Source organism: Streptomyces sp. NPDC058470 (assembly GCF_042721055.1).
In the GTDB taxonomy this organism is placed as follows: Bacteria; Actinomycetota; Actinomycetes; order Streptomycetales; family Streptomycetaceae; genus Streptomyces.
This window is the reverse complement of the sequence record NZ_JBHXMF010000004.1, coordinates 136,210-161,602: the sequence shown is the minus strand read 5'-3', so window position 1 is coordinate 161,602 and position 25,393 is coordinate 136,210. Positions and strand designations below refer to the sequence as shown.

Annotated in this window: 21 protein-coding genes, 2 tRNA genes and 3 pseudogenes; 10 read left to right on the top strand and 16 right to left on the bottom strand. The window is 69.8% G+C overall.

Features of this window, described 5'->3' with window-relative positions; all coding sequences use genetic code 11:
• The first annotated feature begins 50 nt into the window (after nt 1–50).
• The 6 genes from ehuB to ACFWP7_RS04520 all read left to right on the top strand — a co-directional run bounded on the left by ehuB (nt 51) and on the right by ACFWP7_RS04520 (nt 4,304).
• Nucleotides 51–974, top strand: coding sequence for an ectoine/hydroxyectoine ABC transporter substrate-binding protein EhuB (ehuB, locus tag ACFWP7_RS04545; protein ID WP_384375838.1), 924 nt, complete (start codon nt 51–53; stop codon nt 972–974).
• Nucleotides 971–1,690, top strand: a complete 720-nt coding sequence (gene ehuC, locus ACFWP7_RS04540; protein ID WP_384375835.1) for an ectoine/hydroxyectoine ABC transporter permease subunit EhuC — start codon at nt 971–973, stop codon at nt 1,688–1,690. The genes ehuB and ehuC overlap by 4 nt, the downstream gene beginning before the upstream one ends.
• Complete coding sequence (ehuD, locus tag ACFWP7_RS04535; protein WP_384375832.1) at nt 1,687–2,337, top strand: ectoine/hydroxyectoine ABC transporter permease subunit EhuD; 651 nt, start codon at nt 1,687–1,689, stop codon at nt 2,335–2,337. Before ehuC ends, ehuD begins: the two co-directional genes overlap by 4 nt.
• Before the next feature lie 10 nt (nt 2,338–2,347).
• Complete coding sequence (gene ehuA / locus ACFWP7_RS04530; RefSeq protein ID WP_384375829.1) at nt 2,348–3,148, top strand: ectoine/hydroxyectoine ABC transporter ATP-binding protein EhuA; 801 nt, start codon at nt 2,348–2,350, stop codon at nt 3,146–3,148.
• 225 nt (nt 3,149–3,373) lie between these two features.
• Entirely contained in the window at nt 3,374–4,132 is a 759-nt protein-coding gene (locus tag ACFWP7_RS04525; protein WP_384375826.1) for an IclR family transcriptional regulator, read from the top strand.
• A 98-nt stretch (nt 4,133–4,230) separates the two neighbouring features.
• Nucleotides 4,231–4,304 (top strand) — tRNA-Lys (locus ACFWP7_RS04520).
• A gap of 124 nt (nt 4,305–4,428) precedes the next feature.
• On the opposite strand, the gene ACFWP7_RS04515 is transcribed toward ACFWP7_RS04520, so the two are convergent.
• From ACFWP7_RS04515 to ACFWP7_RS04480, 8 genes are all read right to left on the bottom strand, one after another.
• Nucleotides 4,429–5,751 (bottom strand): M18 family aminopeptidase, encoded by a 1,323-nt coding sequence (locus tag ACFWP7_RS04515; protein ID WP_384375823.1) that lies wholly within the window; start codon nt 5,749–5,751, stop codon nt 4,429–4,431.
• Between the two features lie 346 nt (nt 5,752–6,097).
• A complete protein-coding gene (locus ACFWP7_RS04510; protein WP_384376119.1) occupies nt 6,098–6,730 on the bottom strand; it encodes a response regulator in 633 nt (210 codons plus the stop codon).
• 5 nt (nt 6,731–6,735) lie between these two features.
• Nucleotides 6,736–7,926 carry a sensor histidine kinase gene (locus ACFWP7_RS04505; protein ID WP_384375820.1) on the bottom strand — a complete coding sequence of 397 codons (1,191 nt, stop codon included), beginning with the start codon at nt 7,924–7,926 and terminating at the stop codon, nt 6,736–6,738.
• 72 nt (nt 7,927–7,998) lie between these two features.
• Complete coding sequence (locus tag ACFWP7_RS04500; RefSeq protein ID WP_384375818.1) at nt 7,999–9,660, bottom strand: AMP-binding protein; 1,662 nt, start codon at nt 9,658–9,660, stop codon at nt 7,999–8,001.
• A 49-nt stretch (nt 9,661–9,709) separates the two neighbouring features.
• Nucleotides 9,710–10,222, bottom strand: a complete 513-nt coding sequence (locus ACFWP7_RS04495) for a DUF3592 domain-containing protein (protein ID WP_384375815.1) — start codon at nt 10,220–10,222, stop codon at nt 9,710–9,712.
• 155 nt (nt 10,223–10,377) lie between these two features.
• A complete protein-coding gene (locus ACFWP7_RS04490; protein WP_384375812.1) occupies nt 10,378–10,995 on the bottom strand; it encodes a lytic polysaccharide monooxygenase in 618 nt (205 codons plus the stop codon).
• 155 nt (nt 10,996–11,150) lie between these two features.
• Complete coding sequence (locus ACFWP7_RS04485) at nt 11,151–12,368, bottom strand: SPFH domain-containing protein (protein WP_384375809.1); 1,218 nt, start codon at nt 12,366–12,368, stop codon at nt 11,151–11,153.
• Between the two features lie 58 nt (nt 12,369–12,426).
• On the bottom strand, nt 12,427–13,350 hold the full coding sequence (locus tag ACFWP7_RS04480) for a peptidoglycan-binding protein (RefSeq protein WP_384375806.1): 924 nt from the start codon (nt 13,348–13,350) through the stop codon (nt 12,427–12,429).
• A 315-nt stretch (nt 13,351–13,665) separates the two neighbouring features.
• Between ACFWP7_RS04480 and ACFWP7_RS04475 the strand changes: the two genes are divergently transcribed.
• The 3 genes from ACFWP7_RS04475 to ACFWP7_RS04465 all read left to right on the top strand — a co-directional run bounded on the left by ACFWP7_RS04475 (nt 13,666) and on the right by ACFWP7_RS04465 (nt 18,031).
• Nucleotides 13,666–13,739, top strand: a tRNA-Lys gene (locus tag ACFWP7_RS04475).
• A gap of 405 nt (nt 13,740–14,144) precedes the next feature.
• A complete protein-coding gene (locus ACFWP7_RS04470) occupies nt 14,145–16,097 on the top strand; it encodes a glycosyltransferase family 2 protein (RefSeq protein ID WP_384375803.1) in 1,953 nt (650 codons plus the stop codon).
• Complete coding sequence (locus ACFWP7_RS04465) at nt 16,094–18,031, top strand: galactose oxidase-like domain-containing protein (protein ID WP_384375800.1); 1,938 nt, start codon at nt 16,094–16,096, stop codon at nt 18,029–18,031. The genes ACFWP7_RS04470 and ACFWP7_RS04465 overlap by 4 nt, the downstream gene beginning before the upstream one ends.
• 61 nt (nt 18,032–18,092) lie before the next feature.
• Here the strand turns inward: ACFWP7_RS04465 and ACFWP7_RS04460 are convergent, their stop codons facing one another.
• Complete coding sequence (locus ACFWP7_RS04460) at nt 18,093–19,070, bottom strand: glycoside hydrolase family 6 protein (RefSeq protein WP_384376116.1); 978 nt, start codon at nt 19,068–19,070, stop codon at nt 18,093–18,095.
• A 318-nt stretch (nt 19,071–19,388) separates the two neighbouring features.
• Between ACFWP7_RS04460 and ACFWP7_RS04455 the strand changes: the two genes are divergently transcribed.
• Nucleotides 19,389–20,159, top strand: a complete 771-nt coding sequence (locus tag ACFWP7_RS04455) for an ANTAR domain-containing protein (protein ID WP_384375797.1) — start codon at nt 19,389–19,391, stop codon at nt 20,157–20,159.
• A gap of 393 nt (nt 20,160–20,552) precedes the next feature.
• Here ACFWP7_RS04455 and ACFWP7_RS04450 read toward each other — a convergent pair whose 3' ends face one another.
• The 7 genes and pseudogenes from ACFWP7_RS04450 to ACFWP7_RS04420 form a co-directional block, all read right to left on the bottom strand.
• Nucleotides 20,553–21,179 carry a class F sortase gene (locus ACFWP7_RS04450; protein ID WP_384376113.1) on the bottom strand — a complete coding sequence of 209 codons (627 nt, stop codon included), beginning with the start codon at nt 21,177–21,179 and terminating at the stop codon, nt 20,553–20,555.
• 40 nt (nt 21,180–21,219) lie between these two features.
• Nucleotides 21,220–21,762, bottom strand: a complete 543-nt coding sequence (locus ACFWP7_RS04445) for a hypothetical protein (RefSeq protein ID WP_384375794.1) — start codon at nt 21,760–21,762, stop codon at nt 21,220–21,222.
• Between the two features lie 159 nt (nt 21,763–21,921).
• A complete protein-coding gene (locus ACFWP7_RS04440) occupies nt 21,922–22,701 on the bottom strand; it encodes an HAD-IIA family hydrolase (RefSeq protein ID WP_384375791.1) in 780 nt (259 codons plus the stop codon).
• A 246-nt stretch (nt 22,702–22,947) separates the two neighbouring features.
• Nucleotides 22,948–23,110, bottom strand: a pseudogene (locus ACFWP7_RS04435) (2-aminoethylphosphonate ABC transporter substrate-binding protein); the annotation flags it as partial.
• Nucleotides 23,111–23,307 (bottom strand): annotated as a pseudogene (locus ACFWP7_RS04430) (ATP-binding cassette domain-containing protein); the annotation flags it as partial.
• Nucleotides 23,304–23,990 carry an HAD family hydrolase gene (locus ACFWP7_RS04425; protein ID WP_384375788.1) on the bottom strand — a complete coding sequence of 229 codons (687 nt, stop codon included), beginning with the start codon at nt 23,988–23,990 and terminating at the stop codon, nt 23,304–23,306. The gene ACFWP7_RS04425 and the pseudogene ACFWP7_RS04430, both read right to left, overlap by 4 nt.
• A gap of 23 nt (nt 23,991–24,013) precedes the next feature.
• Nucleotides 24,014–25,137: pseudogene (locus ACFWP7_RS04420) on the bottom strand (TIGR03364 family FAD-dependent oxidoreductase).
• Between the last annotated feature and the right edge of the window lie 256 nt (nt 25,138–25,393).

Genomic DNA, 25,393 nt, shown 5'->3' with positions numbered 1-25,393 from the left:
GGCTGAAATCGATCCGAATAAGTCGCATCGACTCGGGTAGCCGCGCGCCCATGGCTCCACCACTTGGGAAAGACGCACAGGACAGACAGGGACGAAGGCCCAGCCGGCGGGCTCTGCTCGCCGGCGCTTCCGCGATCGGTGCCGTCGGGGCGCTGGGCGCGGCCGGCTGCAGCCGGGTCGCCACGGCCTCCGGCGCGGGAGGCGGCGAGCTGCTCGACCGGCTGAGGGCGCAGGGTGTCGTACGGCTGGGTATCGCCGGTGAGATCCCGTTCGGCTACATCGACACCGACGGCGAGCTGACCGGTGAGGCGCCGGAGCTCGCGAAGGTCATCTTCAAGCGGCTGGGGGTGGATCGCGTCCAGCCGGTTCCCATCGAGTTCGGCTCACTGATCCCCGGGCTGCAGGCGCAGACCTTCGACGTCGTGTCCGCCGGGATGTACATCAACCCCGAGCGCTGTGCGCAGGTCATCTTCTCCGACCCGGACTACCAGATGCTCGACGCGTTCATCGTGCGCAAGGGCAACCCGAAGAACCTGCACAACTACCAGGACGTCGTCGAGGCCGGGGCCACGTTCGCGACCGGGACCGGTTACGCCGACATCCAGTTCGCCGTCGAGGCCGGATACAAGGAGAGCGACATCCTGATCGTGCCGGATCAGGTCGCCGGGCTGAACGCTGTCGAGGCGGGCCGCGCCGACGTCTTCGCGGGGACCGCGCTGGCCGCGCGTGAAACGGTGAAGAAGTCCGCCAAGGCCGAGAGCACCAAGGCCTTCGCGCCACTGGTGGGCGGCAAGCCGCACGTGGACGGCGGCGGCTTCGCGTTCCGGCCGACCGAGACGAAGCTGCGGGACGCCTTCAACGTGGAGCTCAAGAAGCTCAAGGCCAGCGGTGAGTTGTTCCGCATCCTTCAGCCCTTCGGTTTCACCAAGGCCGAGATGACCGACATGACCGCGAAGGAGTTGTGCCGCGGATGACCTCGGGACTCTGGGAACTCGTACTCGAAGGAGTCTGGGTCACCGTCCAACTGCTGTTCTTCAGCGCCCTGTTGGCCGGTGGCGTCTCCTTCGTCGTCGGCATCGCGCGCACGCACCGTCGGTGGATCGTCCGCTTCCTCGCGGGCTTCTACACCGAGGTGTTCCGCGGTACCTCCGCACTGATCATGATCTTCTGGGTGTACTTCGTGCTGCCGCTCGCGTTCGGCTGGCAGCTCGTACCGATGTGGGCGGGCACGCTCGCGCTGGGGCTGACGTACGGGGCGTACGGCAGTGAGATCGTGCGCGGCGCGCTGAACGCGGTCGATCCCGCGCAGCGCGAGGGCGGTGTCGCGCTCAGCTTCACGCCCTGGCAGCGGATGCGGCTGATCCTGCTGCCGCAGGCGATACCCGAGATGATCCCCTCTTTCTGCAATCTGCTGATCGAGCTCCTCAAGGGCACGGCCCTGGTCTCGATCATGGGGATGGGCGACCTGGCGTTCAGCGGCAACCTGGTGCGGCTGGCCCTGCAGGAGAGCGCGGAGATCTACTCGTACATCCTGCTGATCTATTTCGTGATCGCCTTCCTCCTCACGCGGATCATGCGCGGGCTGGAGAAGCGGCTGAAGGCCGGGATCGGGAAGGCGCCGGCGCGTGGCGTGACCCGGCGTGAGCTGCGGCGGGCCGAGACCACCGGAGTCGGCGGAGGTGCCGTATGACCTGGGACTGGAGCGCTGTCGGCGACTTCATGCCGCACTTCTGGGACGGGCTGCTGGTCACCCTCCAGGCGCTGGCCCTCGGCTCGGTGATCTCCTTCGCGCTCGGGCTCGTGTGGGCGCTGCTGATGCGGACGCCGAGCAGGCTGGTGCGCTGGCCGGTCGGTGTCGTCACGGAGTTCGTCCGCAACACCCCGCTGCTGGTGCAGCTGTTCTTCCTCTTCTACGTGCTGCCCGAGTGGGACATCACGTTCTCCGCGCTGACCACGGGTGTCGTCGCGATCGGGCTGCACTACTCGACGTACACGATGCAGGTCTACCGGGCCGGTATCGAGGGCGTGCCCGCCGGCCAGTGGGAGGCGGCCATGGCGCTCAGCCTGCCCGTGGCGCGCACCTGGACGGCGGTGATCCTTCCGCAGGCCATCCGGCGGGTGGTCCCTGCCCTGGGCAACTACGTCATCTCGATGCTCAAGGACACACCGCTGCTGATGGCGATCACGGTGCTGGACATGCTCGGTGAGGCGCGGCTGTTCTCGCAGCAGCACTTCCAGTTCACCGAGCCGCTGACGGTCATCGGTGTGGCCTTCATCCTCATTTCCTATCCGGCCTCCCTCCTCCTGCGAGCTTTGGAGCGACGTCTTGTCCGCTGACACGAATCCCATGAAAGAGACCGACCCCGTGGAAGAAACGCATTCCGTGGAAGCGGCGAATCCGGCGGTGGACGGCAGCGAGCTGATCCGTTTCGACCACGTCACCAAGCGCTTCGGGGACAACACCGTCCTCGACGGGCTGGACTTCTCCGTGGCCTCCGGCAAGCACGTCACGCTGATCGGGCCCTCCGGCTCCGGCAAGACGACGATCCTGCGGATGCTGATGACGCTGACCCAGCCGGACGAGGGCACGATCACGGTGGCCGGGGAGCGGCTCTTCCCGGCCGGGGAGAAGGAGATCCGCGAGGTCCGCAAGAAGATCGGGATGGTCTTCCAGCAGTTCAACCTGTTCCCGAACATGACGGTGGGCAGGAACATCACGGAGGCGCCCGTCACCGTCCTCGGGCTGTCCAAGGACGAGGCCGAGGCGCGCGCCCGCGAACTGCTCGACCTGGTTGGTCTCGCCGACAAGTGGGACGCGCACCCGGGTCAGCTGTCCGGCGGCCAGCAGCAGCGCGTCGCGATCGCGCGGGCGCTGGCGATGCGCCCGCAGGTGCTGCTGCTGGACGAGGTGACGTCCGCGCTCGACCCGGAACTGGTCGCAGGAGTCCTCGATGTCCTCCGTGACATCGCCCACACCACGGACATCACGATGCTCTGCGTGACCCACGAGATGAATTTCGCCCGGGACATCTCGGACCAGGTCCTTATGTTCGATTCCGGCCGTGTCATCGAGTCAGGGCCGCCGGAGAGGATCTTCAGCGATCCCGGCCAGGAAAGGACCCGGGAATTCCTCGGTGCGGTCCTCTGATTGCGGGGAGTGAACACGATCGCGTACGGGAAGCCGCGAGGTCCGGGTCCTGGGGCATGCCCCAGGTGTCATGACATGGGCATATGCCAGCGTGGCGCGTTCCTGCTGAGCGGGCGGGGGCGCGCCACCAATCTCGTCAACGGACGCTCACAGTAAGGGCTTTGACGGCTATCGTGGTGGAAGCTCAGCTGTCCGAAATACGGCCCAGAAAGCCAGGGGGAAACCGTGGCGCTGAAGCACGAGCCGATCGCGCCGTACCACTCGGCCCAGGACGCCCTCCGCGTTCTGGAGACGGTGTCACGGCACTCCACCGGTGTCCTCGACGCCGAGATCGCCCGCCGGACCGGACTCAGCGCTGACCGCCTGCCCGCACTGCTTCTGATGCTGCGCCGGGAGGGATACGTCGAGCAGCTCGCCGACGGCGCGTACATCAGCGGTGCCGCCCTCGACCGCCTCACTTCCGCCCACGGCCGCGACCAGGCTCTGCGCGAGCAGCTCCAGCGGACCCTGGACAGGCTGCGCGACACGGTCGGCGCCGCGATCTACCTCAGCCGGTACGTCGACGGTGAGATCCACATCACCCAGTACGCCGACGGCCCGGCGACCCCCGCGGTCAACGAGTGGGTCGACTTCCGTTCCTCCGCCCACGCCACCGCGATCGGCAAGAGCCTGCTCGGCCAGCTCGACCACGACGGCCGCCGTGACCATCTCTCCCGCCACAAGATGGCCCGCCTCACCTCGCGCACCATCACGAACGAACGGCTGCTGCTGTCCCGGCTCGGCGCCCAGCCGCCCACGGTCCCCGTCCTGGACCTCCAGGAATACGCGATCGGCACGGTCTGCGCGGCAGTCCCCGTCACGGCGGGCTCCTCCGTCGGCTGCCTCGCCCTGTCGCTGCCCGTCGAGCACGCGCACCGGCTCCGCCAGGCGGCGGACTCGCTGAACCGCGGGGCGGCCCCGATGCTCCTTTCCATGGCTCTCTAGCGCGGCGTTCCCCGGTCAGAGGGTGGTCCGGAGCACCCGTGCGGACCAGGTAGTATTTCTTTTGTCGTCGCCCGCCGAGCGCGGGAGGCGAGAGTCATGCGCCGCTAGCTCAGTTGGTTAGAGCAGCTGACTCTTAATCAGCGGGTCCGGGGTTCGAGTCCCTGGCGGCGCACAACTGATGAAGGCCCTCCACGATGTGGGGGGCCTTTCACGCATGTCGGGCATCTGCCGGGTGCGGGCTCAGTCCGCTGTCCTCAATCAGCCGTTCTCAATCAGCTGTCCTCAGTCCGCTGTCCTCAGTCCGCCGTGACGAACTCCGTGAGCACCCGGGCGAGCAGCCCCGGGTCGCGCGCCCCGCACAGTTCGCGCGCCGAGTGCATCGACAGTCCCGGTACGCCCACGTCGACGGTGGTGACGCCGAGGCGGGCCGCGGTGATCGGTCCGATCGAGGTACCGCACGGAATGGCGTTGTTGGAGACGAACGGCTGCCACGGCACGCCGGCCCGCTCCGAGGCGGCGGCGAACGCGGCGATGCCGGTGCCGTCGGTGGCGTACCGCTGGTTGACGTTGACCTTGATGACGGGGCCGCCGTTGGGGAGCGGCCGGTGGTCGGGGTCGTGGCACTCGGTGTAGTTGGGGTGGACGGCGTGCGACATGTCGGAGGAGACGCAGAAGGCACCCGCGAGGGCCCGGTTCCAGTCCTCGCCGCTGCCGCCGCGCGCCGCGACACCACGACCGAGGACCCGTTCCAGGAGCGGGCCCTGGGCGCCGGACTCCGAACCGCTGCCGACCTCCTCATGGTCGAAGGCGGCGAGTACGGGGATGTGCGCGGGCGGCCGGGAGGTGGCCGCGGCGACCAGCGCGGTGACTCCCGCGTGCACCGAGATCAGGTTGTCCAGACGCGGGGAGACGATGAACTCCTCGTCCGCGCCGAGGTATCCGGGCGGCTGGATGTCGTGCAGCATCAGGTCCCAGCCGAGGATCTCGGCGGAGCCGGCGTCGGCCTCCTCTGCTATCCGGCCGAGCAGCCCGCCCGGTTCGCTGCCGCCGAGCCCCCACAGCGGGGTCATGTGCCGCTGCCGGTCGAGGGCGAGGCCTTCGTTGACGGTCCGGTCCAGGTGGATGGCGAGCTGCGGCACGCGTAGCAGCGGCTTGTCGACGCGGACCAGCCGGGTCGACCCGTCGCGCAGGGTCAGCCGCCCCGAGACGCCGAGGTCGCGGTCGAGCCAGGTGTTGAGCGGCACGCCGCCGTAGATCTCCACGGCGATCTGCCGCCACCCCGCCGAGCTGGTGTCGGGCGAGGGCTTGATCCGCAGGTTCGGCGAGTCGGTGTGCGCGCCGATGATCCGGAACGGCGTGCGGGCCGGGGCGCCGTGCGGGACGTACCAGGCGATCAGCGCGCCACCCCGTACGACATAGCGGCCGCCCTCGGCGCCGGTCCAGTCGTCGCTCTCGCTCAGCTCCTCGAAGCCCGCCTTCTCCAGCCGCTGGGCGGCGCTCGCCACCACGTGGTACGGCGAGGGGCTGGTCCTGACGAAGGTGAGCAGGTCGTCGCTGTGGCGACGGTCGTACGCGGGGTCGTGTGCAGGGTCGTGTGCGGGGTCCTGCGTGGGGGACATGAGTGCCTTTCAGGTGGCGTCGAGGGTTGTCATAGCAGGCAGGCACATGACAACCACCTATGAGGGGAGGCCCGGCGCCGACGCGGTTGTCGGGGTGCATCCTCCCCCCGTCGAGCTCGGGGGATTCCTCGCGGAGTCACGGATCTGCGGGGCTTGGATCCCCGGATCCAGAGAGCTGCTGATCCACAGAGTTGCGGGTCCAGAGAGCCGCGGATCCACGGAGTCGCGGGTCCAGAGAGCCGCGGATCCACGGAGTCGCGGGTCCAGAGAGCCGCGGATCCACGGACGCCGCGCGGTCTTGGACCCACTGATCCACGGACGCCGCGCGGTCGGGCATGCCCTAGCCCTAGTCCCGTAGATAGGCCAGTACGGCCAGCACCCGTCGGTGCGTGTCCTGCGCCGGGGGCAGATCCAGCTTTCCCAGGATGTTGCCGATGTGCTTGCCCACGGCCGCCTCGGTGACGACCAGTTGGCGGGCGATCGCGCCGTTGGACTTCCCCTCGGCCACCAGGCCGAGGACCTCGCGCTCGCGCGGAGTCAGCGCCTGCAGCGGATCGCGCCGACGGCGCAGCAACTGCCGTACGACCTCGGAGTCCACGACCGTGCCTCCCTCGGCGACCCGCCGCACCGCCTCCGCGAACTGCTCGACCTGGCCGATGCGGTCCTTGAGGAGGTAGCCGACGCCGGTGCCGTCCCCGGTGTCGAGGAGTTCGGCGGCGTACGCGCGCTGGACGTACTGGCTGAGCACGAGCACCGGCAGCCGTGGGTCCGCCTCGCGCAGGGCGAGCGCCGCGCGCAGGCCCTCGTCCTGGAAGCCGGGAGGCATGCGTACGTCGGTGATGACAAGGTCGGGGGCGTGCGCCGAGACGGCGTCGCGGAGGGTGTCCGCGTCGCCGACCGCCGCGAGGACCTCGTGCCCGAAGCGGTTCAGCAGCCCCACCAGCCCCTCGCGCAACAGCACGCTGTCCTCGGCGAGCACGACTCTCAGCACGGGATCTCCATCGTCAGGACGGTCGGCCCACCGGGCGGGCTGTCGACCGCCAGTGTCCCATCGAGGACGGCCAGCCGGTCGGCGAGCCCGGTGAGCCCGGAGCCGGCTCCGGGGTCGGCTCCCCCGCCTCCGTCGTCCCGCACCTCGATCCTCAACCGCCCTTCCTCGTAGCGCCCTTGGACCCGAGCCCGCTCCGCCCCGCTGTGCCTGCCCACGTTGGCGAGCGCCTCCCGCACCGCGAAGTACGCGGCGGACTCCACGGGTTCGGCGAACCTCGGCAGCTCCACGTCCACCTCCACGGGTACGGCGGACCGGTCGGCGGCGTCGGCGATCGCGTCGCCGAGACCGTAGTCGGCGAGCACCTGCGGATGGATGCCGTTGATCAACTCACGCAGCTCGACGAGGACTTGATCCGCCTCCGCGTGGGCTTCCGCGAGGCGCCCCGCCAGCGCGGGCGGGGCGTCGAGGCGGGCAAGGCCCAGCCGCATGCTCAGCGCCACCAGCCGCTGTTGCGCCCCGTCGTGCAGATCCCGCTCGATCCGCCGTCGCTCGGCATCGAAGGCCGCCACCAGGCGGGCCCGGGACCTCGTCACCTCGGCGAGCCGCCCCTCCGCCTGGCGCGGTGCGAGCAGCAGCCGGGTGAGGGCGGCGCGGGCACGGGCGTACCGGGCGAGGGGCCGCAGGAGTACGAGGATGAGGACGGCGCCGGCCGCGGCGCACAGGAACGCCTGCCCGTACGTGTCGATCAGCCAGAGCTTGACGGCCCGGGTCTCGCCGCCGGTGAGGGCCAGTTGCACCGGCGTTCCGATCATCGCGCCGGGGATCCCGAGGGCGACGGTCAGCACCACCGTGTCCAGCGGCCACAGCACGACCGCGAGCAGCACGGCGTACGCCAGTTCGCGCCAGGTCGCCTGCTCCGTGAACCGGAGCCTGGCCCAGGCGGCCGGGCCGGCCTCGTCCGGGGTCCGGTGCGGGGTGGGCACCGGCGCCGGGTCGACGAGCCGCAGCCGCCACCGCTCAACCGCCCCGACGGGCACGCCGGTCAGGGCGAGCAGGGCAAGGAGCGGCAGCCCGACGAGTACCGGGGTCAGCGCGGCTCCGGCGATGCCGAGCAGCAGCATCCCGACGAGCAGCGGGGCGCCGGCCAGAACGCCGCTGATGAGGTACCGCACCGAACGGATCACGGGCTCACGGTAGGCGGCGCGTGACCTCACGGACCATGGGGAGTGGTGGGTGTATCGGCGGTAGGGCAGGGCCTACCTCGTCAGCAACTCCTCGCGCCCGCGCGCCCGGTACTCGGCGACCAGTTCCCCGATCTCCTCCTCGGTCAGCCTGCGGTAGGCGCACTCCCCCGGCGGCCGCCACCAGACCGGGTCCGGGCATCTGAAGCCCTCGCGCCGCAGTCCGACCCGGTGGACCTTGTTCGTCGCCGTGACCGGCATCCGCCGCACGATCCGTACGAAGCGCGGGGCCATCTTGGTCCCCAGGTCGGGCTGGGACAGCAGGAATTCGCCGAAGGCGAGCGGATCGAAGGAGACCCCGGTCCGCAGGGTCACGGCCGCCATGACCTGGTCTCCCGCGACCGCGTCCGGTACGGCGTACACCGCCACAGCGGCGGCGTCCTCGTACCGGGCGAGGATGTTCTCGATGACGGCGGCGGCGAGGTTCTCGCTGTCGACGCGCAGCCGGTCGTCGGTGCGCCCCGCGAAGTACAGGAATCCGTCGGCGTCGCGGTAGAAGAGATCGCCGGTCCAGTACCAGCCGTCGCGCCGCCGGGCGGCATCCGCGTCCGGGTTGCGCCAGTATCCCTCGAAGGGGTTGGGGCCGCGATTCACCAACTCGCCTATCGCCTCGGCCCCGTTGAGGAGGCGGCCGTTCCCGGTGAAGGTGGCGGCCGGGCACTCCCGCCGTGTCGCCGGGTCGACCACGGCGAGGTCGTCGCCGGGCGCCGCGCGTCCGATCGCCCCGGCCGGTGTCCCGGACGTCCGCTGGATGGCCGCGCCACCCTCCGAGGAGCCGTATCCCTCGACCAGCCGCACCCCGAAGCGCCGTTCGAAGGCGCCCGCGTCGACGGCGCCGGCCTCGGTCCCGAAGCCCATGCGCAGCGGGTTGTCGCGGTCGTCGGGGCGGGCCGGGGTCGCCAGGATGTACTGGACGGCGCGGCCCACATAGGTGAAGTACGTGGCCCGGCAGGCCCGTACGTCCGCGAGGAACCCGGAGGCCGAGAAGCGCCTCCGCAGCGCCACCGCCGCTCCCGCCGCCAGCGCGGGCGCCCAGTCGGCGATCACCGCGTTGCCGTGGAACATCGGCATGCAGATGTAGTGGGTGTCCTCCCGGCGCACCCCGAAGTGGTCCACGAGCGACTGCCCCGCGGCGGCCAGCCTGCCCTGGGTGCAGATCGCGGCCTTGGGGGCACCGGTCGAGCCGGAGGTGAAGTAGAGGAGTAGACGGTCGTCCGGGGAGGCCGGGGAGCCGTCCGGTTTCGTGCCCTCGTACGGGGTGAGGAGGTCGGCGTACGCCTCCGTGTCGGTCACCAGGAGCCGTACGCCCGGGAGTTGGAGGCCGTCGAGCAGGGGCAGGTGGGCCTGTTCGGTGATCAGGACGCGGCACTCGGTGTGCAGGATGTCGCGGGCCAGTTCGGGGCCGCGCCGGGTCGGGTTGATGCCGACGACGGCGGCCCCTGCGAGGGCTGCCGCGCTCAACCACATCGGGTACTCGGGGGTGTTGTCGAGCAGCACACCGAGGTGCGGCGGGTCGGCCTTCGGCGGCAGCAGGTCGGCGAGCAGCGCCGCCCGGGCCGCCGCGCCCGCCGCCACCCGGTGGTGGGTCAGGACCCGCCCCTCGAACCACAGCCCCGGCCGGTGGTCGTTCCACCGTTCCTGTACGAGCTCCGCGACGGTACGCCTCTTGGATCCCATGAGGGCGAACCATAATTGACGGCCCGTCAGATGGGGAGACTCGCGGGACCTACGGCTGCTCGTAGGGCACGTCAGGCTCCTGGTAGGTCACGTGCGGCCCCCCGAAGGGCATGCCGAACTCCGAGCTCATCTCGTGATACGTGACCATGAAGCCGACGCAGAAGGCGGCGATCACGCCGAAGAACACCAGGACGCCGATCGTCCCCGCGGCGGCCTTGACCGGGCTCGGCGCGTGGGCGGTGGCCCGCTCGGGGCGCTCCGCCGTGTAGTGGACGGTGACGATGTCGCCCTCGATGACTGTCGAGGGGCCGCCGCGCTCCTCGAAGCGGACCGCCCGGCCCTCGCGTGTCCGGAACTCGTAGACGTGGTGCAGCGTCGTGGTCACGGAGGTGTCGCCACCGCCGCCACTGGTCGTGGTGTACGAGCGGAGACAGCGCGCTTCGGCGGTCAGCCCGCTGTTCCAGGCGCGCCGCAGGTCGAGCGAGCGGCGGATGATCCTGACCGCCGCGAAGACCACCGCGGCGATGATCAACCCTGGAATGGCATAGAAGAACACGTCCATCACGAGCCCCCGGTTTTCGGTGCGGTTCCGCGCACGCCGACACGGTCATGTCGGCGTGCGGGGAACTTACCCGCCAGGAAGGGGTGTGCAGCTCAAGGGAGCCTCAGAAAACAAGGCTCCTTCAGGACACTCTCGAACGTGACGCCCGAAAAGCTCTAGAACGTGACGTCCGCGCAGGAGTAGAACGCGTTCGCCGTGTCGGCGATCGTCCACACCGCGACGATGACCTGGTGCCCGGTGCGGCCCGTGGGGATCGTGCCACTGTGCGAGATCGTGGCCGGCGGGCGCGCGTTGTTGTAGGGGACGGTGAGGAAGGGCGTGGTGTTCAGGTCCGCGCGGGTCAGCGCGTGGCTCGCATTCCAGCCCTGCTTGGTGAGGTAGTACTTGAAGTCGGTCGTGGCGTGCGAGGCCGTGAACTGCCAGCGGAACGTGTAGCTGGCCCCGGCAGTGACCTTGGTCGTCGGCCAGGCGCCGCCCGAGGGGGTCGTCGGGCTGTTGAGCTGACCGAATTCGGTGTGGTTGGCCGAGCAGATCTGACCGTCGGCCGGACCCGCCGCGGGGAAGCCCTTGGGGCCCTCCACGCTCTGCGGCTCCCACTGGATGTTGCCGCAGTTGGCCACCGCGCCGTTCTGACACAGCTTCTGACGGCTGAGGGGAAGGTCCGTGTAGCCGTGGCCACTGGCACCGCCGCTGGAGAGCACGAGCGCTCCCGTCGTGGCGAGGCCGACCATGCCCGCGTACCACTTCGCTTTTCTCGTCGCACGTATGCGCATCCTGCTGCTCCTGAGGACGTGGGGGAGGTTCACATGAGCTGTGCGCGCTGCCTTGCAGGTCTAGACCAAGTCTTAGATTATTGCCAGTTGTTGAACATGTCCATACCAATCATCAAGTCGTTTACCCGTCACTCATCAAGACGTACCCCGACCGCTCATGAAGAAGACTCCCTGCGGCCCGTGTAGAACGCCACCGTCAAGTCCTTGACCAGCGCCTTGCGTTCGTAGTCGTCGAGTTCGACGAGCCCCCGCACGGTCAGCCGGGTCACCGTGTCCTCGACCGAGTCGACGACGGAGGTGAGCACGGTGTCGCGGTGCTGGGCGTCCAGCGCGGCGATCCGGCGGCGCTGCATCACGGCGGCGACCTCGGGCGCGTAATCGATCTTCGTGGGCTGCGCCGAGAACACCTCCAGGCCGACCGGCGCCGTGTCCGCGGCCACCAGCCGGGTCAGCGCCTCGCCGACCGCCTCGGTGTTGCGCAGGGTCGCGTCCTTGACCACAGCGGGCGGCAGTTCGGCCGGGAGCCGCGAGAGCACCCGCGAGAGCGCCGCCTCCACGCACTCGCGCAGATACGTCTCGTGGTCCTCCACCCCGAGCGTGGCGCGCGCGGTGTCCCTGACCCGCCAGACGACGAGCACGACCACCCGCAGCGCGACCCCGTTCGTGTCGACCGCGGACATCGGCTCACTGCGCCAGTGCCGCAGCCGTACGTCGACCCGGCGGCGCAGCACCAGCGGGTTGACCCACATGAGTCCGGTACGCCGGACCGTGCCGCGGTAGCGCCCGAACAGTCCGAGCACCCAGGCCCGCCCGGTCCGCCCCCGGGCCAGACCGCCGAAGCCGAACAGACCGAGCGCGCCCGCCCCGGCGTACGCCGCCCACTGCGCCGGTCCGAGCCCGGCGCCGCCGTGCCCCGGCAGCTCCAACGCCCGAGCCACCGAGGGAGGCAGGGCGCCCGCCCACCACGAGGTGAGTACACATCCGGCCAGCCCACAGGCACCGGCCAGCACCCCCGCCGCTCCGGGCAGCACCCGTGCGGGGCGCTCCACCAGTTCGGGGTCGATCTCCGGCATCGGGCGGGGGGCCGCACCGGGCACCGGGCGCCGGATGCGCGGCTGCTCCCCCGTACCGCGCCGCCGCCCCACGACGGCGGGCCCGAGCGGGACGGACACCGGCTCGGGATCGTCCCTGAACAGCAGGTGGACGGGGATCTCGGTGGTCGCCTCGTTGTGGATGAGCCGGGTGGAGCGCGTGCCGCCCTCGCGCACGCCGCCGCGCTCCGGCGCCGAATCCGGCCCGGGCGCCCGGGAGGACGGCCCTTCGGACTCCGGGGTATGTCCGGACTCCGGGGTGTGTGAAGTCGTCGTACTCATATCTGCCTCCATGCCTCCGCGCCTGGAAGATTCACGAGAAGTGGGGATCGGAAAAGGCTCAGGAGAAGAGCCGCCGCCAGGTCTCCGGTCCCGGGTAGCCGTCCGCCGCACCGCCGCGCCAGCCCTGCGCCCGCTGGAACGCCTGGGTGGCCCGCCCGTCCGCGGCCGACCAGCGGGGGCCGGGACCCGAGGTGTAGAAGCGGCCCGCGCCGCGCTCCACGAGGAGCCGGCCCAGCTGGGTGACGTACTTGTTGTTGGCGCCGGGCCCGAAGTACGCGGCCCCCGGGAAGCGGCCGGGCCCCTTCTCCGCCGACGGCTTCGCCCCGCTCGCGCTCTCCGTCAGGCCCTTGTAGCGGTAGGCCAGATAGCGGTCCGAGTTCTTCCAGTACGCGTACGGAGTGGCCTGCTTCCGGGCGTGCGGAGGTGTCGCCTCGTAAGCGATGTAATAGGTGTGCGTGTAGTCCGTCCAGCCGCCGAAAATGACGACGTGCGAGCCCTTCTCGGGGTTCACCGGGTTGTGGAAGAGGAGAATGTCGCCGGGCTGGAGCTCGTCGCGGGTAATACGGTCGCTGACGGTGTCGAGACTGCCGGTCCATTCGTTGCCCGGAAGGTTCCAGGCCATCGAGACAAATCCGGAGCAGTCCTGCCGGTAACCGTCCGACCAATACTCGTTCATGTTGTACGGCACGTCCGCGTCGATCCATGTCTTGGCCCGGTTGATGATCTCGGCCCGGGTGGTCGCGGGTGCCTTGGACACGGTGCCGGGCTTGGTGGCGGTGGACGGTCTCCCCGCCGGGCCGTGCAGCGGGGCCTTGCCGCCTTGCGGGGTGCCGGGCTCGTCACCTGCGGGGATGCCCGGCCGGGCGGGTCCGTGGGCGGCCGCGACCGCCGTGATCGAGGGGCCCGCGCCAAGGACCGTACTCGCCGCCGCGGCAAGGACGAGAGCCCTGCGGACCGCCGGACGGCCCACGGCACCGGACACACAGGAAAAGGAAGAGGGAGGGAAAGAGGAAGGGGACGAGGAACAGGGCATGATGCGTCGCCACTGCGCGCATCCGGGGCAGTCGCAGTCACTCGCGGCATCGAATTCCTCGAATACCGGAGCCTTCATGCGAATCCCCTCACACTCCAGGTCGAAATCTCCGCGCTTGTGCACAGGCGACAGTTTCTCAACTGTCATCCGGTGTCGCATGTTGACGGTCCGAATGATGTACAAGGGCGTGCGCAGGGGGCCGCCCGCACCCGGCCACGGGGCCGGGGCACCCTTCCAGGTCAGGTAGAGTTTCCGCGTCAGCACGCGCCGCTAGCTCAGTTGGTTAGAGCAGCTGACTCTTAATCAGCGGGTCCGGGGTTCGAGTCCCTGGCGGCGCACCGATCGGAAGACCCCTCGCAGCGGCGAGGGGTCTTTCGTCGTGTGCCACTACGCCCCCTTCGTCGTACACGCGTCTCAATTAGCGCGTATGACCGGTTAACACCGCGTTTCGCATCTTGCGATCATGATGTGCGACGTAGAACCCTGGGCTTCAAGGGACTGTCGATATCTGACAGTTGGGGGTAAGGCCGGCTGCACGTGCGATGGGGATGGATGGGGCCCCGTTCACGAACAGGTGCCGAGGGGGGCATCATGCAACCGGAAGGTCGTCGTTCCATGTCTCTGTGGTGGAGATGATGTGGTGACGCTGGCCTGCCAGTGATGCGTCCGGGACGGTCGAGGGGGACCCGAACGGACGACTGAACCGACGAACACGCGGACATCCGCGTGCGGGGGGATGACTCATGACGTCGACGCCGACGGGCGCCCGACAGGACTTCGACCCGTCAGAGACAACACAGCTCAGGGTGCCATCGCACCGGACGGGCGGCTTCCGAAGAATCAAGAAGACGCTGCCGAGATACGACTACGAGCACTACAGCCGGCTCGCGGGGCCCCTCACGCAACCTGATCCGACCAAACCGTACAAGGTGCAGTACCGCACACTCCTGTCGCAGGAGCCGCACCGCATACGCGCGGCGCTCATGCTGGGTGCCGCGCCGCTGCTCTCGGTGGTCCTGCTCGTCTGGCTGCTCCAGCCCGCGCACTGGACCGAACGCGACTATCCCGCGTACGACTTCCTGCCGGCCCTCGACATCGTGATGCTGGTCTCGATCGGCCTCATCGAGTTCTTCCGCTGCATGAACGTGCTGTCGAACGCGCACGCCACCCTGGTCGCCCGCGACCCGATCCCGGTGGTGCCCGAGACCGGCACCAGAGTCGCCTTCCTCACCTCCTTCGTACCCGGCAAGGAGCCCCTCGGCATGGTGACGAAGACCCTGGAGGCAGCCGTCAAGCTGCGCCACCGGGGTCTTCTGCACATCTGGCTCCTGGACGAGGGCGACGACCCGGAGGTGAAGGAGGTCTGCGCGCGCCTGGGCGTGCACCACTTCTCCCGCAAGGGCATCGCGAAGTGGAACATGCCCAAGGGCCCGCACCGCGCCAAGACCAAGCACGGCAACTACAACGCCTGGCTGGACGCGCACGGCGGCGACTACGACTACTTCGCCTCGGTCGACACCGACCACGTGCCACTGCCCAACTACCTGGAGCGGATGCTCGGCTTCTTCCGCGACCCGGACGTCGGCTTCGTCATCGGCCCGCAGGTGTACGGCAACTACGACAACGTCATCACCAAGGCCGCCGAGTCGCAGCAGTTCCTCTTCCACGCCCTGATCCAGCGCGCCGGTAACGCCTACGGCTCCCCTATGTTCGTGGGCACCTCCAACGCCGTACGCATCAAGACGCTGAAGCAGATCGGCGGTCTGTACGACTCGATCACCGAGGACATGGCGACCGGCTTCGAGATCCACCGCGCCAAGAACCCGGCCACCGGCAGGAAGTGGCGCTCGGTCTACACGCCGGACGTGCTCGCGGTCGGCGAGGGGCCCAACGCCTGGACGGACTTCTTCACCCAGCAGCTGCGCTGGTCGCGGGGGACGTACGAGACGATCCTCAAGCAGTACTGGAAGGGCTGGTACTCACTGCCGCCGAGCAAGCTCTTCAACTACACGATGATGATCATCTTCTACCCGATGTCGGCCCTCAACTGGATCCTCGCGGCCCTGAGTTGCGCGCTGTTCCTGGGCCTGGGCGCCTCGGGTGTGAACATCGACCCGACGGTCTGGCTGATGCTCTACGGCAACGCGTCGGCGCTGCAGATCGGGCTCTACATCTGGAACCGCCGCCACAACGTCTCGCCGCACGAGCCCGAGGGCAGCGGCGGGGTGGCGGGCATGATGATGTCGGCGCTCTCCGCACCGATCTACGCCCGCTCGCTCATGGACGCCGTACTGCGCCGCAAGAGCAAGTTCGTGGTGACCCCCAAGGGCGATTCGGCGAGCCCCGACACGCTGTTCGGGACCTTCCGGATCCACCTGTTCTTCATTCTGGTCTTCGCCGGCTCGATCACCGCCGGCATCCTGCTCGGGCACGCCCACCCCGCGATGATCATCTGGGCCACCTTCGCCCTGCTGATCACCGCCTCGCCGATCTTCGCCTGGCGCTGGACGATGCGGCAGGACAGGAAGAAGCCCAAGCCGGGAGAGCCGGAGGCGGCCCCGCTGCCACCGCAGGCCTCGGTGCCCCAGCAGGAACAGCACGCCCCGCACGCACCGCAGCACAAGCCCCAGTGGGCCGCCGCGAACAGCGGGAACGACCAGACCATGCAGATTTCCCTTGGGGGACACCAGAAATGAAAGACGGTGCCAGCCGCCGCCGTGCCCGTCGTCTTGCGATAGGCGCGGCGGTGGTCCTCGCGCTGGCCGGGATGAACGGCCCGTGGCTCTATCGCTTCGGGACGGAGCAGTACCACCAGTACAAGATCAACAAGTCGGAGTACAAGGCGGAGAACGGCCACTGGGACGTCATCGACTTCCCCGAGGAGTTCCGCCAGAACACCATCCACGCGGCCCTGCTGCACACCGGCAAGATCCTGCTGATCGCGGGCTCCGGCAACGACCAGGACAACTTCGACGCGAAGAAGTTCGACACCCGGATCTGGGACCCGGTCAAGGGCACCATCAAGAAGGTCCCCACCCCGGCCGACCTCTTCTGCACGGGCCACACCCAGCTCGCCAACGGCAATCTGCTGATCGCGGGCGGCACCAAGCGCTACGAGAAGATGAAGGGTGACGTCACCAAGGCCGGCGGTCTGATGGTGGTGCACAACGAAAACCCGGACGAGCCGATCACCCTGCCCGCGGGCACCAAGTTCACCGGCAAGGAGAACGGCAAGACCTTCGTGTCGAAGGACCCGGTACTCGTCCCGCGCGCCACGAAGGTCTTCGACCCGGACACCGGCGCGTTCCTGCGCAACGACCCCGGCCTCGGCCGTATCTACGTCGAGGCGCAGCAGAGCGGCACCAAGTACGAGACGGGCACCCAGGACAACTACCGCGTCCAGGGCCTCACCGGCACCGACGCCCGCAACACGTACGGCATCGCGGAGAAGCTCGCCCTGGACAAGAAGGACTTCCAGGGAATCAGGGACGCCTACGAGTTCGATCCGGTCGCCGAGCGGTACATCAAGGTCGACCCGATGAACGAGGCCCGCTGGTACCCGACGCTGACCACCCTCTCGGACGGCAAGGTCCTCAGCCTCTCCGGTCTGGACGAGATCGGCCAGCTGGTCCCCGGCAAGAACGAGGTCTACGACCCGAAGACCAAGAAGTGGACGTACACCCAGGGCATCCGGCAGTTCCCGACCTATCCGGCGATCTCACTGATGCAGTCCGGCGAGCTCTTCTACTCCGGCTCGAACGCGGGCTACGGCCCCGACGACGTCGGCCGCGACCCCGGCATCTGGGACCTGGACACCAACAAGTTCACGAAGCTGCCCGGCATGAGCGACCCGAACCTGCTGGAGACTTCCGGGACGGTGCTGCTGCCGCCCGCGCAGGACGAGAAGTACATGGTCATCGGCGGCGGCGGGGTCGGCGAGTCCGACAAGTCCAGCGAGAAGACCCGGATCATCGACCTGCTGGCGGACGACCCGGCGTTCGTGGACGGGCCGTCACTGGAGAAGGGCACCCGGTACCCGCAGTCCTCGATCCTTCCCGACGACACCGTGCTGATCTCGGGCGGCTCGGAGGACTACCGCGGGCGCGGCGACTCCAACATCCTTCAGGCGCGGATCTACGACGCGAAGTCCGGCGCGCTGAACCAGGTCGCCGACCCGCTGGTGGGCCGCAACTACCACTCGGGCTCGCTCCTGCTGCCCGACGGCCGCGTGATGTTCTTCGGCTCCGACTCGCTGTACGCCGACGCGGCCGACACCAAGCCCGGCGTGTTCGAGCAGCGCATCGAGATCTACACGCCGCCGTACCTGTTCCACGGCTCGCAGCCCACCCTCTCCGGCGGCCCGGAGACGATCGCCCGCGGCGACTCGGGCACCTTCAAGACGCAGCACGCCTCGTCCATCAAGACGGCCCGGCTGATCCGGCCGAGCGCGTCCACCCATGTCACCGACACCGACCAGCGTTCCATCGCGCTGGATCTGAAGAAGACGGCGGACGGGATCACGGTGACGGTTCCCAAGAACCGGAACCTGGTCGAATCCGGGTGGTACATGCTGTTCGTCACCGATGACGAGGGGACGCCCAGCAAGGCGCAGTGGGTGAAGGTTCCTTAGTTTCTCCGTGCTTGGGGGCGCCGTCCGCTGCTCGCGGAGGGCGCCCCCAAGCACGTACGGACTAGCTCGAGGCCTTCGCGAGCTTCAGTGCGTAATCCACCCACCACTCACCGGCCTTGGGCCCGCCCTTGCACTCGCCGTCCGACTCCCCCGGCCGCTTGACCCACAGATACGCGTCGACGAGCGGATCGGCGGTCTTGGTCGTCGGTGTCTCGCCCAGTGCGCGGCCCGGCGGGTTGCACCAGTTCTCGTCGGCCTCGCCCTCCGTGTACGGACCGTTGCCGTTGCGGCTGGTGTCGATGACGAAGGGCTTGCCGCCGACCTTGGCCGAGAGCTGTTTGCCGTACGCGATGGAGTCAGCGGTCGTGTAGAAGTTCGAGACGTTGACCGAGAAACCGTCCGCCGCCTCGATGCCCGCCCATTGGAGGGGCTCGAAGATCTGGTCGGGGTGGCCCCAGCCCGCGTTGCCCGCGTCCACGTACACCTTCGTGTTCTTCAGGGCCTTGAGCGCGGTGATGGCGCCCTTGAGGAGGTCGTAGCGCTCCTCGTGGAACTCCTCCGGGGTGCACTGGTTGACCAGGTGCAGGACCGCGTCCGGCTCCAGGATCACCGTGGCGGGCCGGTCCGCGATGCCCTTGGCGACCCCGTCGATCCAGGCCCGGTAGGCGTTGCCGTCGGCGGCGCCGCCCTGCGAGAACTGGCCGCAGTCGCGGTGCGGGATGTTGTAGAGGACCAGGAGCGCGTCCCGGTCGGCCTTCGCGGCGGCCTCGGTGAAGCCGCGCGCCTCCTGCTCCGGGTTCTCCGGGCCGATCCACTCGCCCGTCGGCTGCTGGGCGATCTTGCGGATCTGCTCGGCGTCGTCGTCCTTGCCTGCCTTCACGTACGCGGCGACCTGCGCTGCCGCGTTCCCGTCCGGGTTGACCCAGAACGGGTCCGCGTCCTTGGGCTGCTGTGTGACGCCGGCACCGGAGCCGTTGTTCTCGTCGCCGTCGCCCCCCGACGAGAAACACCCCGCGAGCAGCAGTGCCGCCCCCGCCATCGCCACGGACGCCCGTGCAACCGCCAAAGGGGCGCGCCGGTGTCGAGAGTCCGAACGCGCGGAGGCCCGAAGGGTTGAGCACGATCGGGCTCTCGACACCGGCTTCAGCGCCCCGGCGGCGCGAAAAAGCACCCCGTGCATGCTGCCGTACATCCAACTCCCCCTTGGGTGCACTGTCCGAAAGGTCAATCCTGACATACGTCTCGCCTCGCCCACGAGATCAGCCGAGCCTTGGTGGAGAGCTGTTACAGCCCCGGGCCTCCGGGTAGGTGCGGGCTGAGCCGGGAGCCGGGGGACGACGGAATCGGGGTAGGTCACATGCACCTCAGTACCCGGGAGACGCTGCTTGTATCGGCCCTGCTGGAGGCCTCGGACACGCTGTCCGACAGTTTCGACGCCGGGCGTTATCTGCAGCGCCTGTCCGACCACTGCGTGGAGATCCTGGGCGCGCGGGCCGCCGGCGTCATGCTGATCGACGGCGGCGAGGCGGTCTCCCTTGCCGGGAGCACCCGCCGGCAGGAGGTCGCGCTCGATCTGCTGGCCGTCCAGCACCTCGGCGGACCCTGCCTGGACAGCTACGGCACCGGCCGCCCGGTCGCGCCCGTCTCGATCAGCGTCGCCCATGCCGCCGCCCGCTGGCCCGACTTCACCGAACGGGCGCTGCGCCACGACATCGCCGCGACCTTCGCGGTCCCGCTGCGCCGCCGCGAGACGCTGCTCGGCGCGCTCAACGTCTTCGTGCCCACCCTGCCCGAGCACGCCTCCCCGCCCGAGGACCACTGGAGCGTGCACCTGGCCCAGGCCCTGGCCGACGCGGCGGCCGTCGGACTACAGAACCACCGGGTGTACGCGCAGTACCGCAGCCTGGCGGGGCAGTTGCAGGGTGCCCTGTCCAGCCGCGTGCGCATCGAGCAGGCGAAGGGCATACTCGCCGAGCGCTGGAACACCGGGGTCGATCAGGCGTTCCTCACGCTGCGGCAGTACGCACGCCGGCACCGGTTGCCGCTCGACGAGGTCGCGACGGGGGTGATCGACGGCTCGGTGGACCGGCAGGAACTGGGCGGAGGGCCGGGCGGGCGACCGTCGTAAGACTGCCGGGCAACCGTCGTAAGACTGTGGGAACGGGCCTGGACCGGCCCGGAACCGGTCCAGGTCCGGTCCGTAAAGCGCACTCCACCTGCACGAACCACACGCGTGACGAGCTGTCGACTTGGCGGCAGAAAGACCCTAGGCCAGAACGCTGATCCGCTCTACAGTTGCCTCACACGGCCCCGGTCCCCGGCCGGCCGGCCGGACCGCGCCATCCGCGGACTGGTCCCCTTACCTCCCGCGCAGGACGCCGGGTTTCTCCCGCAGCCCGAGCGCGCGCGGTCGAGGACCAGCCCGGTCGGCGGCCCCGGGGGGAGCGGGTCGTCGACCGGGCCAGGTGAGCCGGTGGAGCGGCGGCGGGCGCGTGCTCGGGCGGGAAGGCCCCCTGCTCGGTCAGAGTCCACTGCCCGTGAGGTACGCCGACACGATCACGTTCGCCGTATAGGTGCGGCTCGTCGCGTCGAAGGTGCCGCCGCAGGTGATGAGCCGTAGCTCGGCCCGCCCCGACTGCCGGGTGCCGTAGGCCTGTTGAGCGTCGAAGTGGTCACGGGAGAGGACCTGTACGTCGTCCACGGTGAACTCGGCGACGGTCCCGTCGTCGCGGATCACCCGGACGATCTCGCCTGGCCGTACCGTGCTGAGCTGGTAGAAAACCGCGGGCCTGGTCTCGGTGTCGACGTGCCCCACGAGCAGTGCGGTCCCGGCCGCCCCTGGTGTCGCCCCGGCGCCGTACCAGCCGACAACTCCCGGCTGGTCGAAGGGCGGCGGGTCGATCGCGCCCTGCGGATCGAGCCCGCGGGCCACGACGGGTGCCTGCACCCCCATCGCGGGAATGTCCACCCGCTGCGGCTTCGCGTCCCCCAACGGGGGCCGTGCGGGCGGGAGTTGTATCTCAGGCGGCCGTCCGACCGCCGCCATGTCCCCTGTGGTCGGCGCTGATGTCCCGGGCCGTACGTCCGTCACCTCGCGACCCCACAGCCACAGCCCGAGCAGCAGTACCGCCCAGGCGACACCCGTCATCAGGCGCCCGGCGGTGGAGGAGCGTTCCTGTCCGGACACGTCAGTCGCGGGCGTCGCCGTGCCGGCTCCGGCGGGCGCTGCGTACCGCCACGGCCACGGCGGCGACGCTCGCCAGGACGAGGCCGATCACCGCGTGCCAGGTGCCGGGGCCGGTCTGCCGGGCGTCCACCATGGCGAGCTGGGTGGCGGCACCGCCGCCGCCCGCGTGCACGGGTGCGACCGGCGAGGCGGCGGCGGAGGGACCGGCGCTGCCGCCGGCGACGGTGACCGAGCCCTTGATCTTGTCGTCGTGGCCGTCGCAGCTCACCTTGATGTCATAGGTGCCGGGCTGGAGCGAGGTCGGCACGCGGGTCTCGCCGGCGAGTGCGCCGTCCTTGCCGGTGAGCTGCGCATCCGCGACGAACGCGGCCGATTTCGCGGTACCCGTCTGCCCCGCGCAGCCCGTGGCCCGCAGCTGGACGTCGCTGCCGGGAGCCGGGGAGGCGGGCGTCACCCGGACGCCCGCGTCGGCCGCGTGGGCGGTGGGGGTGAACACGGCCGCCACCATCGCACCGGCACAGAGAGTGATTCGCAGTGAGCGCATCGTGAACCTCCAGATACCTGGAGACTCCTCCTAGGGGCGCGGGATCGCATCTTCAGAGGGGCACGACTGCTCCGTACGGGTCCTGTCCGGGTCCCGACCGGTTTAGATCACGGCGTGCCCACAGCGTGCTCACCGTGTGCTCATCCTCTGGGCAGCGCCTCAGACGCGGTCGACGAGGTCCGCGATCGAGTTCACGATCTTCGAGGGGCGGTACGGGTACTGCTCGATCTCGGCGGGCGTGGTCAGCCCGGTGAGCACCAGGAACGTCTCCATGCCCGCCTCAAGACCGGCCAGCACGTCGGTGTCCATCCGGTCACCGATCATCGCGCTGGTCTCGGAGTGCGCCCCGATGGCATTCAGGCCGGTCCGCATCATCAGCGGATTCGGCTTCCCGGCGAAGTACGGCTGCTTGCCGGTCGCCTTGGTGATCAGCGCGGCGACCGCGCCGGTGGCGGGCAGCGGACCCTCCGTGGACGGGCCGGTCTCGTCCGGATTGGTGGCGATGAAACGGGCGCCGCCCTTGATCAGCCGGACCGCCTTGGTCATGGCCTCGAAGGAGTACGTACGAGTCTCGCCCAGAACGACGTAATCAGGCTCGTGGTCGGTGAGCACGTACCCGATGTCGTGCAGCGCCGTGGTCAGGCCCGCCTCACCGATGACGTACGCCGTGCCGCCGGGCCGCTGGTCGTCCAGGAACTTGGCGGTGGCGAGGGCAGAGGTCCAGATGTTCTCGACCGGCACGTCCAGGCCCATGCGCTGGAGCCTGGCGTGCAGGTCACGGGCGGTGTAGATCGAGTTGTTGGTGAGGACGAGGAAGGGCTTCCCGGACTCCCGCAGCCTCTTGATGAAGGCGTCGGCGCCGGGGATCGGCACACCCTCGTGGATGAGCACACCGTCCATGTCGGTGAGCCACGATTCGGTGGGCTTGCGCTCTGCCATGTGCCGATCTCCTGACGTACGCCGTACTGCGCGACTTGCGCGGTGCCGTGCTGCGTATCCCCAGCCTAGCGAGCCGTTGCGATCAGCTGCGGTCGCGGACTTCCCGCCCTCGGCCAGCCGCCGGTTCGCGGACCTCCCGCCCTCGGCCAGCCGCCGGTTCGCGGACTTCCCGCCCTCGGCCAGCCGCCGGTTCGCGGACCTCTCGCCCACTCGGTCAGCCGCCGGACGCCGACTTCCAGGCCTCGGTCAGCCGCCGGTCGCCGACTTCCAGGCCTCGACGTACGAGGTGAGGTTCTTGTCGTTGTGGGACCAGTCCCGGCTCGAAGATCTCCACGTCGGCCATCAGCTTGGTGAGCGCGATCGCGATCGCGTCGGTGGCCTTGATGTCCTGACGCGCGGAGAAGCCGCCGCGCCCGCCGAGGAACACCCGCCCCGAGACAGGCCGTACGGACCCGGCGACGGCACACGGCGCAGTCGTCCTGCCGGATCCGGAGGCCCGAGCAGCGCCGTAACCTCGCCTCGCTCGACGGTGCGGTCGAGCGAGTCGAGGACGGTGGTCCCGCCGTACGCGACGGACACGTTCGCCAAGCGGATGCGGCCGCTCATGATCCGACTCCCTGGAGCAGGGACGGCAGTTCGGCGACGGACCCGAGGACGGACATGGCTCCTGCCGCCCGCAGCGCCGACTCCCCGTGCGCCCCGGTGAGCACTCCGGCGACGACCCCGGCCCCGGCGCGTACGCCGCTGAGCATGTCGTACGACGTGTCGCCCAGCACCGCGACCTGTCGCACACTCTCCGCGGCCCGCGTCCGCAGGAACGCCTCAAGGACCATGTCGGGATACGGCCGCCCGCGCCCCCCGGCGTCGGCGGGGCACAGCGTGAGCGGCACCAACTCCCGCCAGCCCAGGGCGTCGAGGATGGCGTCCTGGGTGACCCGGGCGAACCCGGTGGTCAGCACGACCGTCCGCCCGGAGTCCGCCAGCTCCTCGATCGCCTCGCGCGCACCGCCGATCGGTGCGATGAGCCCGCCGTCGACGAGTTCGCCGTACGCCTTCTCGAAGGCGGAGTTGGCCCGCTGGGCGAGCGTCTCCTCCCCGAACAGGTGCCGGAAGACGGAGATCTTGGACTCGCCCATGGTGGCCCGGACGTAGGTGAGCTTCTCCGCGTGGTCGGCGGAACCGGGCTCGACGCCCAACTTCCCCGCGGCCGTGGCGAATGCCCGCTCGACGAGTCCGCCGTCGGCGACGGTGGTGCCGGCCATGTCGAGCACCACGAGTCGAATGTCCATGACTGTGTCCCGGGTCAATTCCCTCACCATCCCAGTGCGTTGGCGGTCGTCTCCGCGATCGCGGGTGAGCAGGTCATGCCACGCCCGCCGGGCCCGGTGACCAGCCACACCCCGTCCCGCACCCGCTGCCGGGCACCACCCGGCTCGGGTCGGTGCACTGCGCGTACACCCCGGCCCAGCGCCGCCGGATCTTCGGCAACGGCCGTCCGAGGAAGGACTCGACCACGCCGGTCAGGTGGTCGTAGGGCTCCTCGACGGTGTCGAAGGCGAAGGGGTGCTCGTACTCGTGGGTGTCGCCGATGGTCAGCCCGCCGTCCGCGCGCTGCACCATGAGCAGCTGCATACGGTGGGCGGCGGCGGTCTCGGCCTGCGGCTGACCGGAGTTGAGCCGGTCGAGCGCCTCGCCGCGGTAGGCGGGGTAGTAGCGGAAGCTGTCCGGGTCGGCGACCGAGGTGGTGAGCGGCTCGCCCAGCGGCTCGGTCTGCATCATCTGCAGCCGCACGCGCCGGACGGGCAGCTCAGGCCCGGCCAACTCCCGTACGAGACCGCCCAGCCAGGCCCCCGTGCACAGCACCACGGCGTCACCGCGGTGGACATCCCCGTGGTCGTCACGGACCGCGTGCTCATCCACCACATCGCGGACCTCGCGCCCCGGCAGGAAGGTGTAGCGCGGCGACCTCCGCAGCTCCTCCCGGAGGGCGAGCTGGGCGACGCGCGGCTCGACGGCCGCGTCACGCTCGCAGTACAGCGCGGCGTCGTACGCGCCGCGCAGCGCCGGGTTCACGGCGCGCGCCTCGCCCGCCGTCAGCAACTTGTAGCCGCGGGCGGCGGCATCCGGGCGGGCCGCGGCCGCCTCGGCGACGGCGAGTTCGCGCTCGCCGCGCAGGGGGGTCAGGGACCCGTTCGCTCGGAAGCCGATCCCCGGGACGCGCGCCCCGATCGACTCCCACAACTCCCGTGCCCGCAGGGCGGTTTCGAGCTCCTCTCCACCCGCGCGGCCACTGACCCAGATCTGCCCGAAGTTGCGCAGGGAGGCCCCGCGGGCCTCCGCCTCACGCTCGATCTGCACGACCTCATGGCCGCGCTCCACTGCGTGCCAGGCATGCAGGGTGCCCACCACTCCAGCTCCGACGACTATCACTCTCACCACGGCAACGCTCCTCGGAAGGGGGGAATCGGAAGGGACCGCACAGCATCCAGATGGTGAACCGCCTATTACGCTTGGGCTAGACCTGTTATGTTTTCGTTACAAAAGGGGGTGAGCCGGGTGGCCGCAGCCACGCCCAGGAAGGAGTGCGGAGGATCAGCCGCGCAGGTGGGCAGGGCGGCGGAGGATCAGCCGCGCAAGTGGGCAGGGCGGCGGAGGATCAGCCGCGCAAGTGGGCAGGGCGGCGGAGGATCAG

Excerpts from the sequence above, each read along its gene's own strand:
- ehuB (WP_384375838.1), top strand. The coding sequence starts at position 51 with ATGGCTCCACCACTTGGGAAAGACGCACAGGACAGACAGGGACGAAGG.
- ehuC (WP_384375835.1), top strand. The coding sequence starts at position 971 with ATGACCTCGGGACTCTGGGAACTCGTACTCGAAGGAGTCTGGGTCACC.
- ehuD (WP_384375832.1), top strand. The coding sequence starts at position 1,687 with ATGACCTGGGACTGGAGCGCTGTCGGCGACTTCATGCCGCACTTCTGG.
- ehuA (WP_384375829.1), top strand. The coding sequence starts at position 2,348 with ATGAAAGAGACCGACCCCGTGGAAGAAACGCATTCCGTGGAAGCGGCG.
- ACFWP7_RS04515 (WP_384375823.1), bottom strand. The coding sequence starts at position 5,751 with ATGTCCCCCACGCAGGACCCCGCACACGACCCTGCACACGACCCCGCG.
- ACFWP7_RS04500 (WP_384375818.1), bottom strand. The coding sequence starts at position 9,660 with ATGGGATCCAAGAGGCGTACCGTCGCGGAGCTCGTACAGGAACGGTGG.
- ACFWP7_RS04495 (WP_384375815.1), bottom strand. The coding sequence starts at position 10,222 with ATGGACGTGTTCTTCTATGCCATTCCAGGGTTGATCATCGCCGCGGTG.
- ACFWP7_RS04490 (WP_384375812.1), bottom strand. The coding sequence starts at position 10,995 with ATGCGCATACGTGCGACGAGAAAAGCGAAGTGGTACGCGGGCATGGTC.
- ACFWP7_RS04485 (WP_384375809.1), bottom strand. The coding sequence starts at position 12,368 with ATGAGTACGACGACTTCACACACCCCGGAGTCCGGACATACCCCGGAG.
- ACFWP7_RS04470 (WP_384375803.1), top strand. The coding sequence starts at position 14,145 with ATGACGTCGACGCCGACGGGCGCCCGACAGGACTTCGACCCGTCAGAG.
- ACFWP7_RS04465 (WP_384375800.1), top strand. The coding sequence starts at position 16,094 with ATGAAAGACGGTGCCAGCCGCCGCCGTGCCCGTCGTCTTGCGATAGGC.
- ACFWP7_RS04460 (WP_384376116.1), bottom strand. The coding sequence starts at position 19,070 with ATGGCGGGGGCGGCACTGCTGCTCGCGGGGTGTTTCTCGTCGGGGGGC.
- ACFWP7_RS04455 (WP_384375797.1), top strand. The coding sequence starts at position 19,389 with ATGCACCTCAGTACCCGGGAGACGCTGCTTGTATCGGCCCTGCTGGAG.
- ACFWP7_RS04450 (WP_384376113.1), bottom strand. The coding sequence starts at position 21,179 with ATGACGGGTGTCGCCTGGGCGGTACTGCTGCTCGGGCTGTGGCTGTGG.
- ACFWP7_RS04445 (WP_384375794.1), bottom strand. The coding sequence starts at position 21,762 with ATGCGCTCACTGCGAATCACTCTCTGTGCCGGTGCGATGGTGGCGGCC.
- ACFWP7_RS04440 (WP_384375791.1), bottom strand. The coding sequence starts at position 22,701 with ATGGCAGAGCGCAAGCCCACCGAATCGTGGCTCACCGACATGGACGGT.
- ACFWP7_RS04425 (WP_384375788.1), bottom strand. The coding sequence starts at position 23,990 with ATGGACATTCGACTCGTGGTGCTCGACATGGCCGGCACCACCGTCGCC.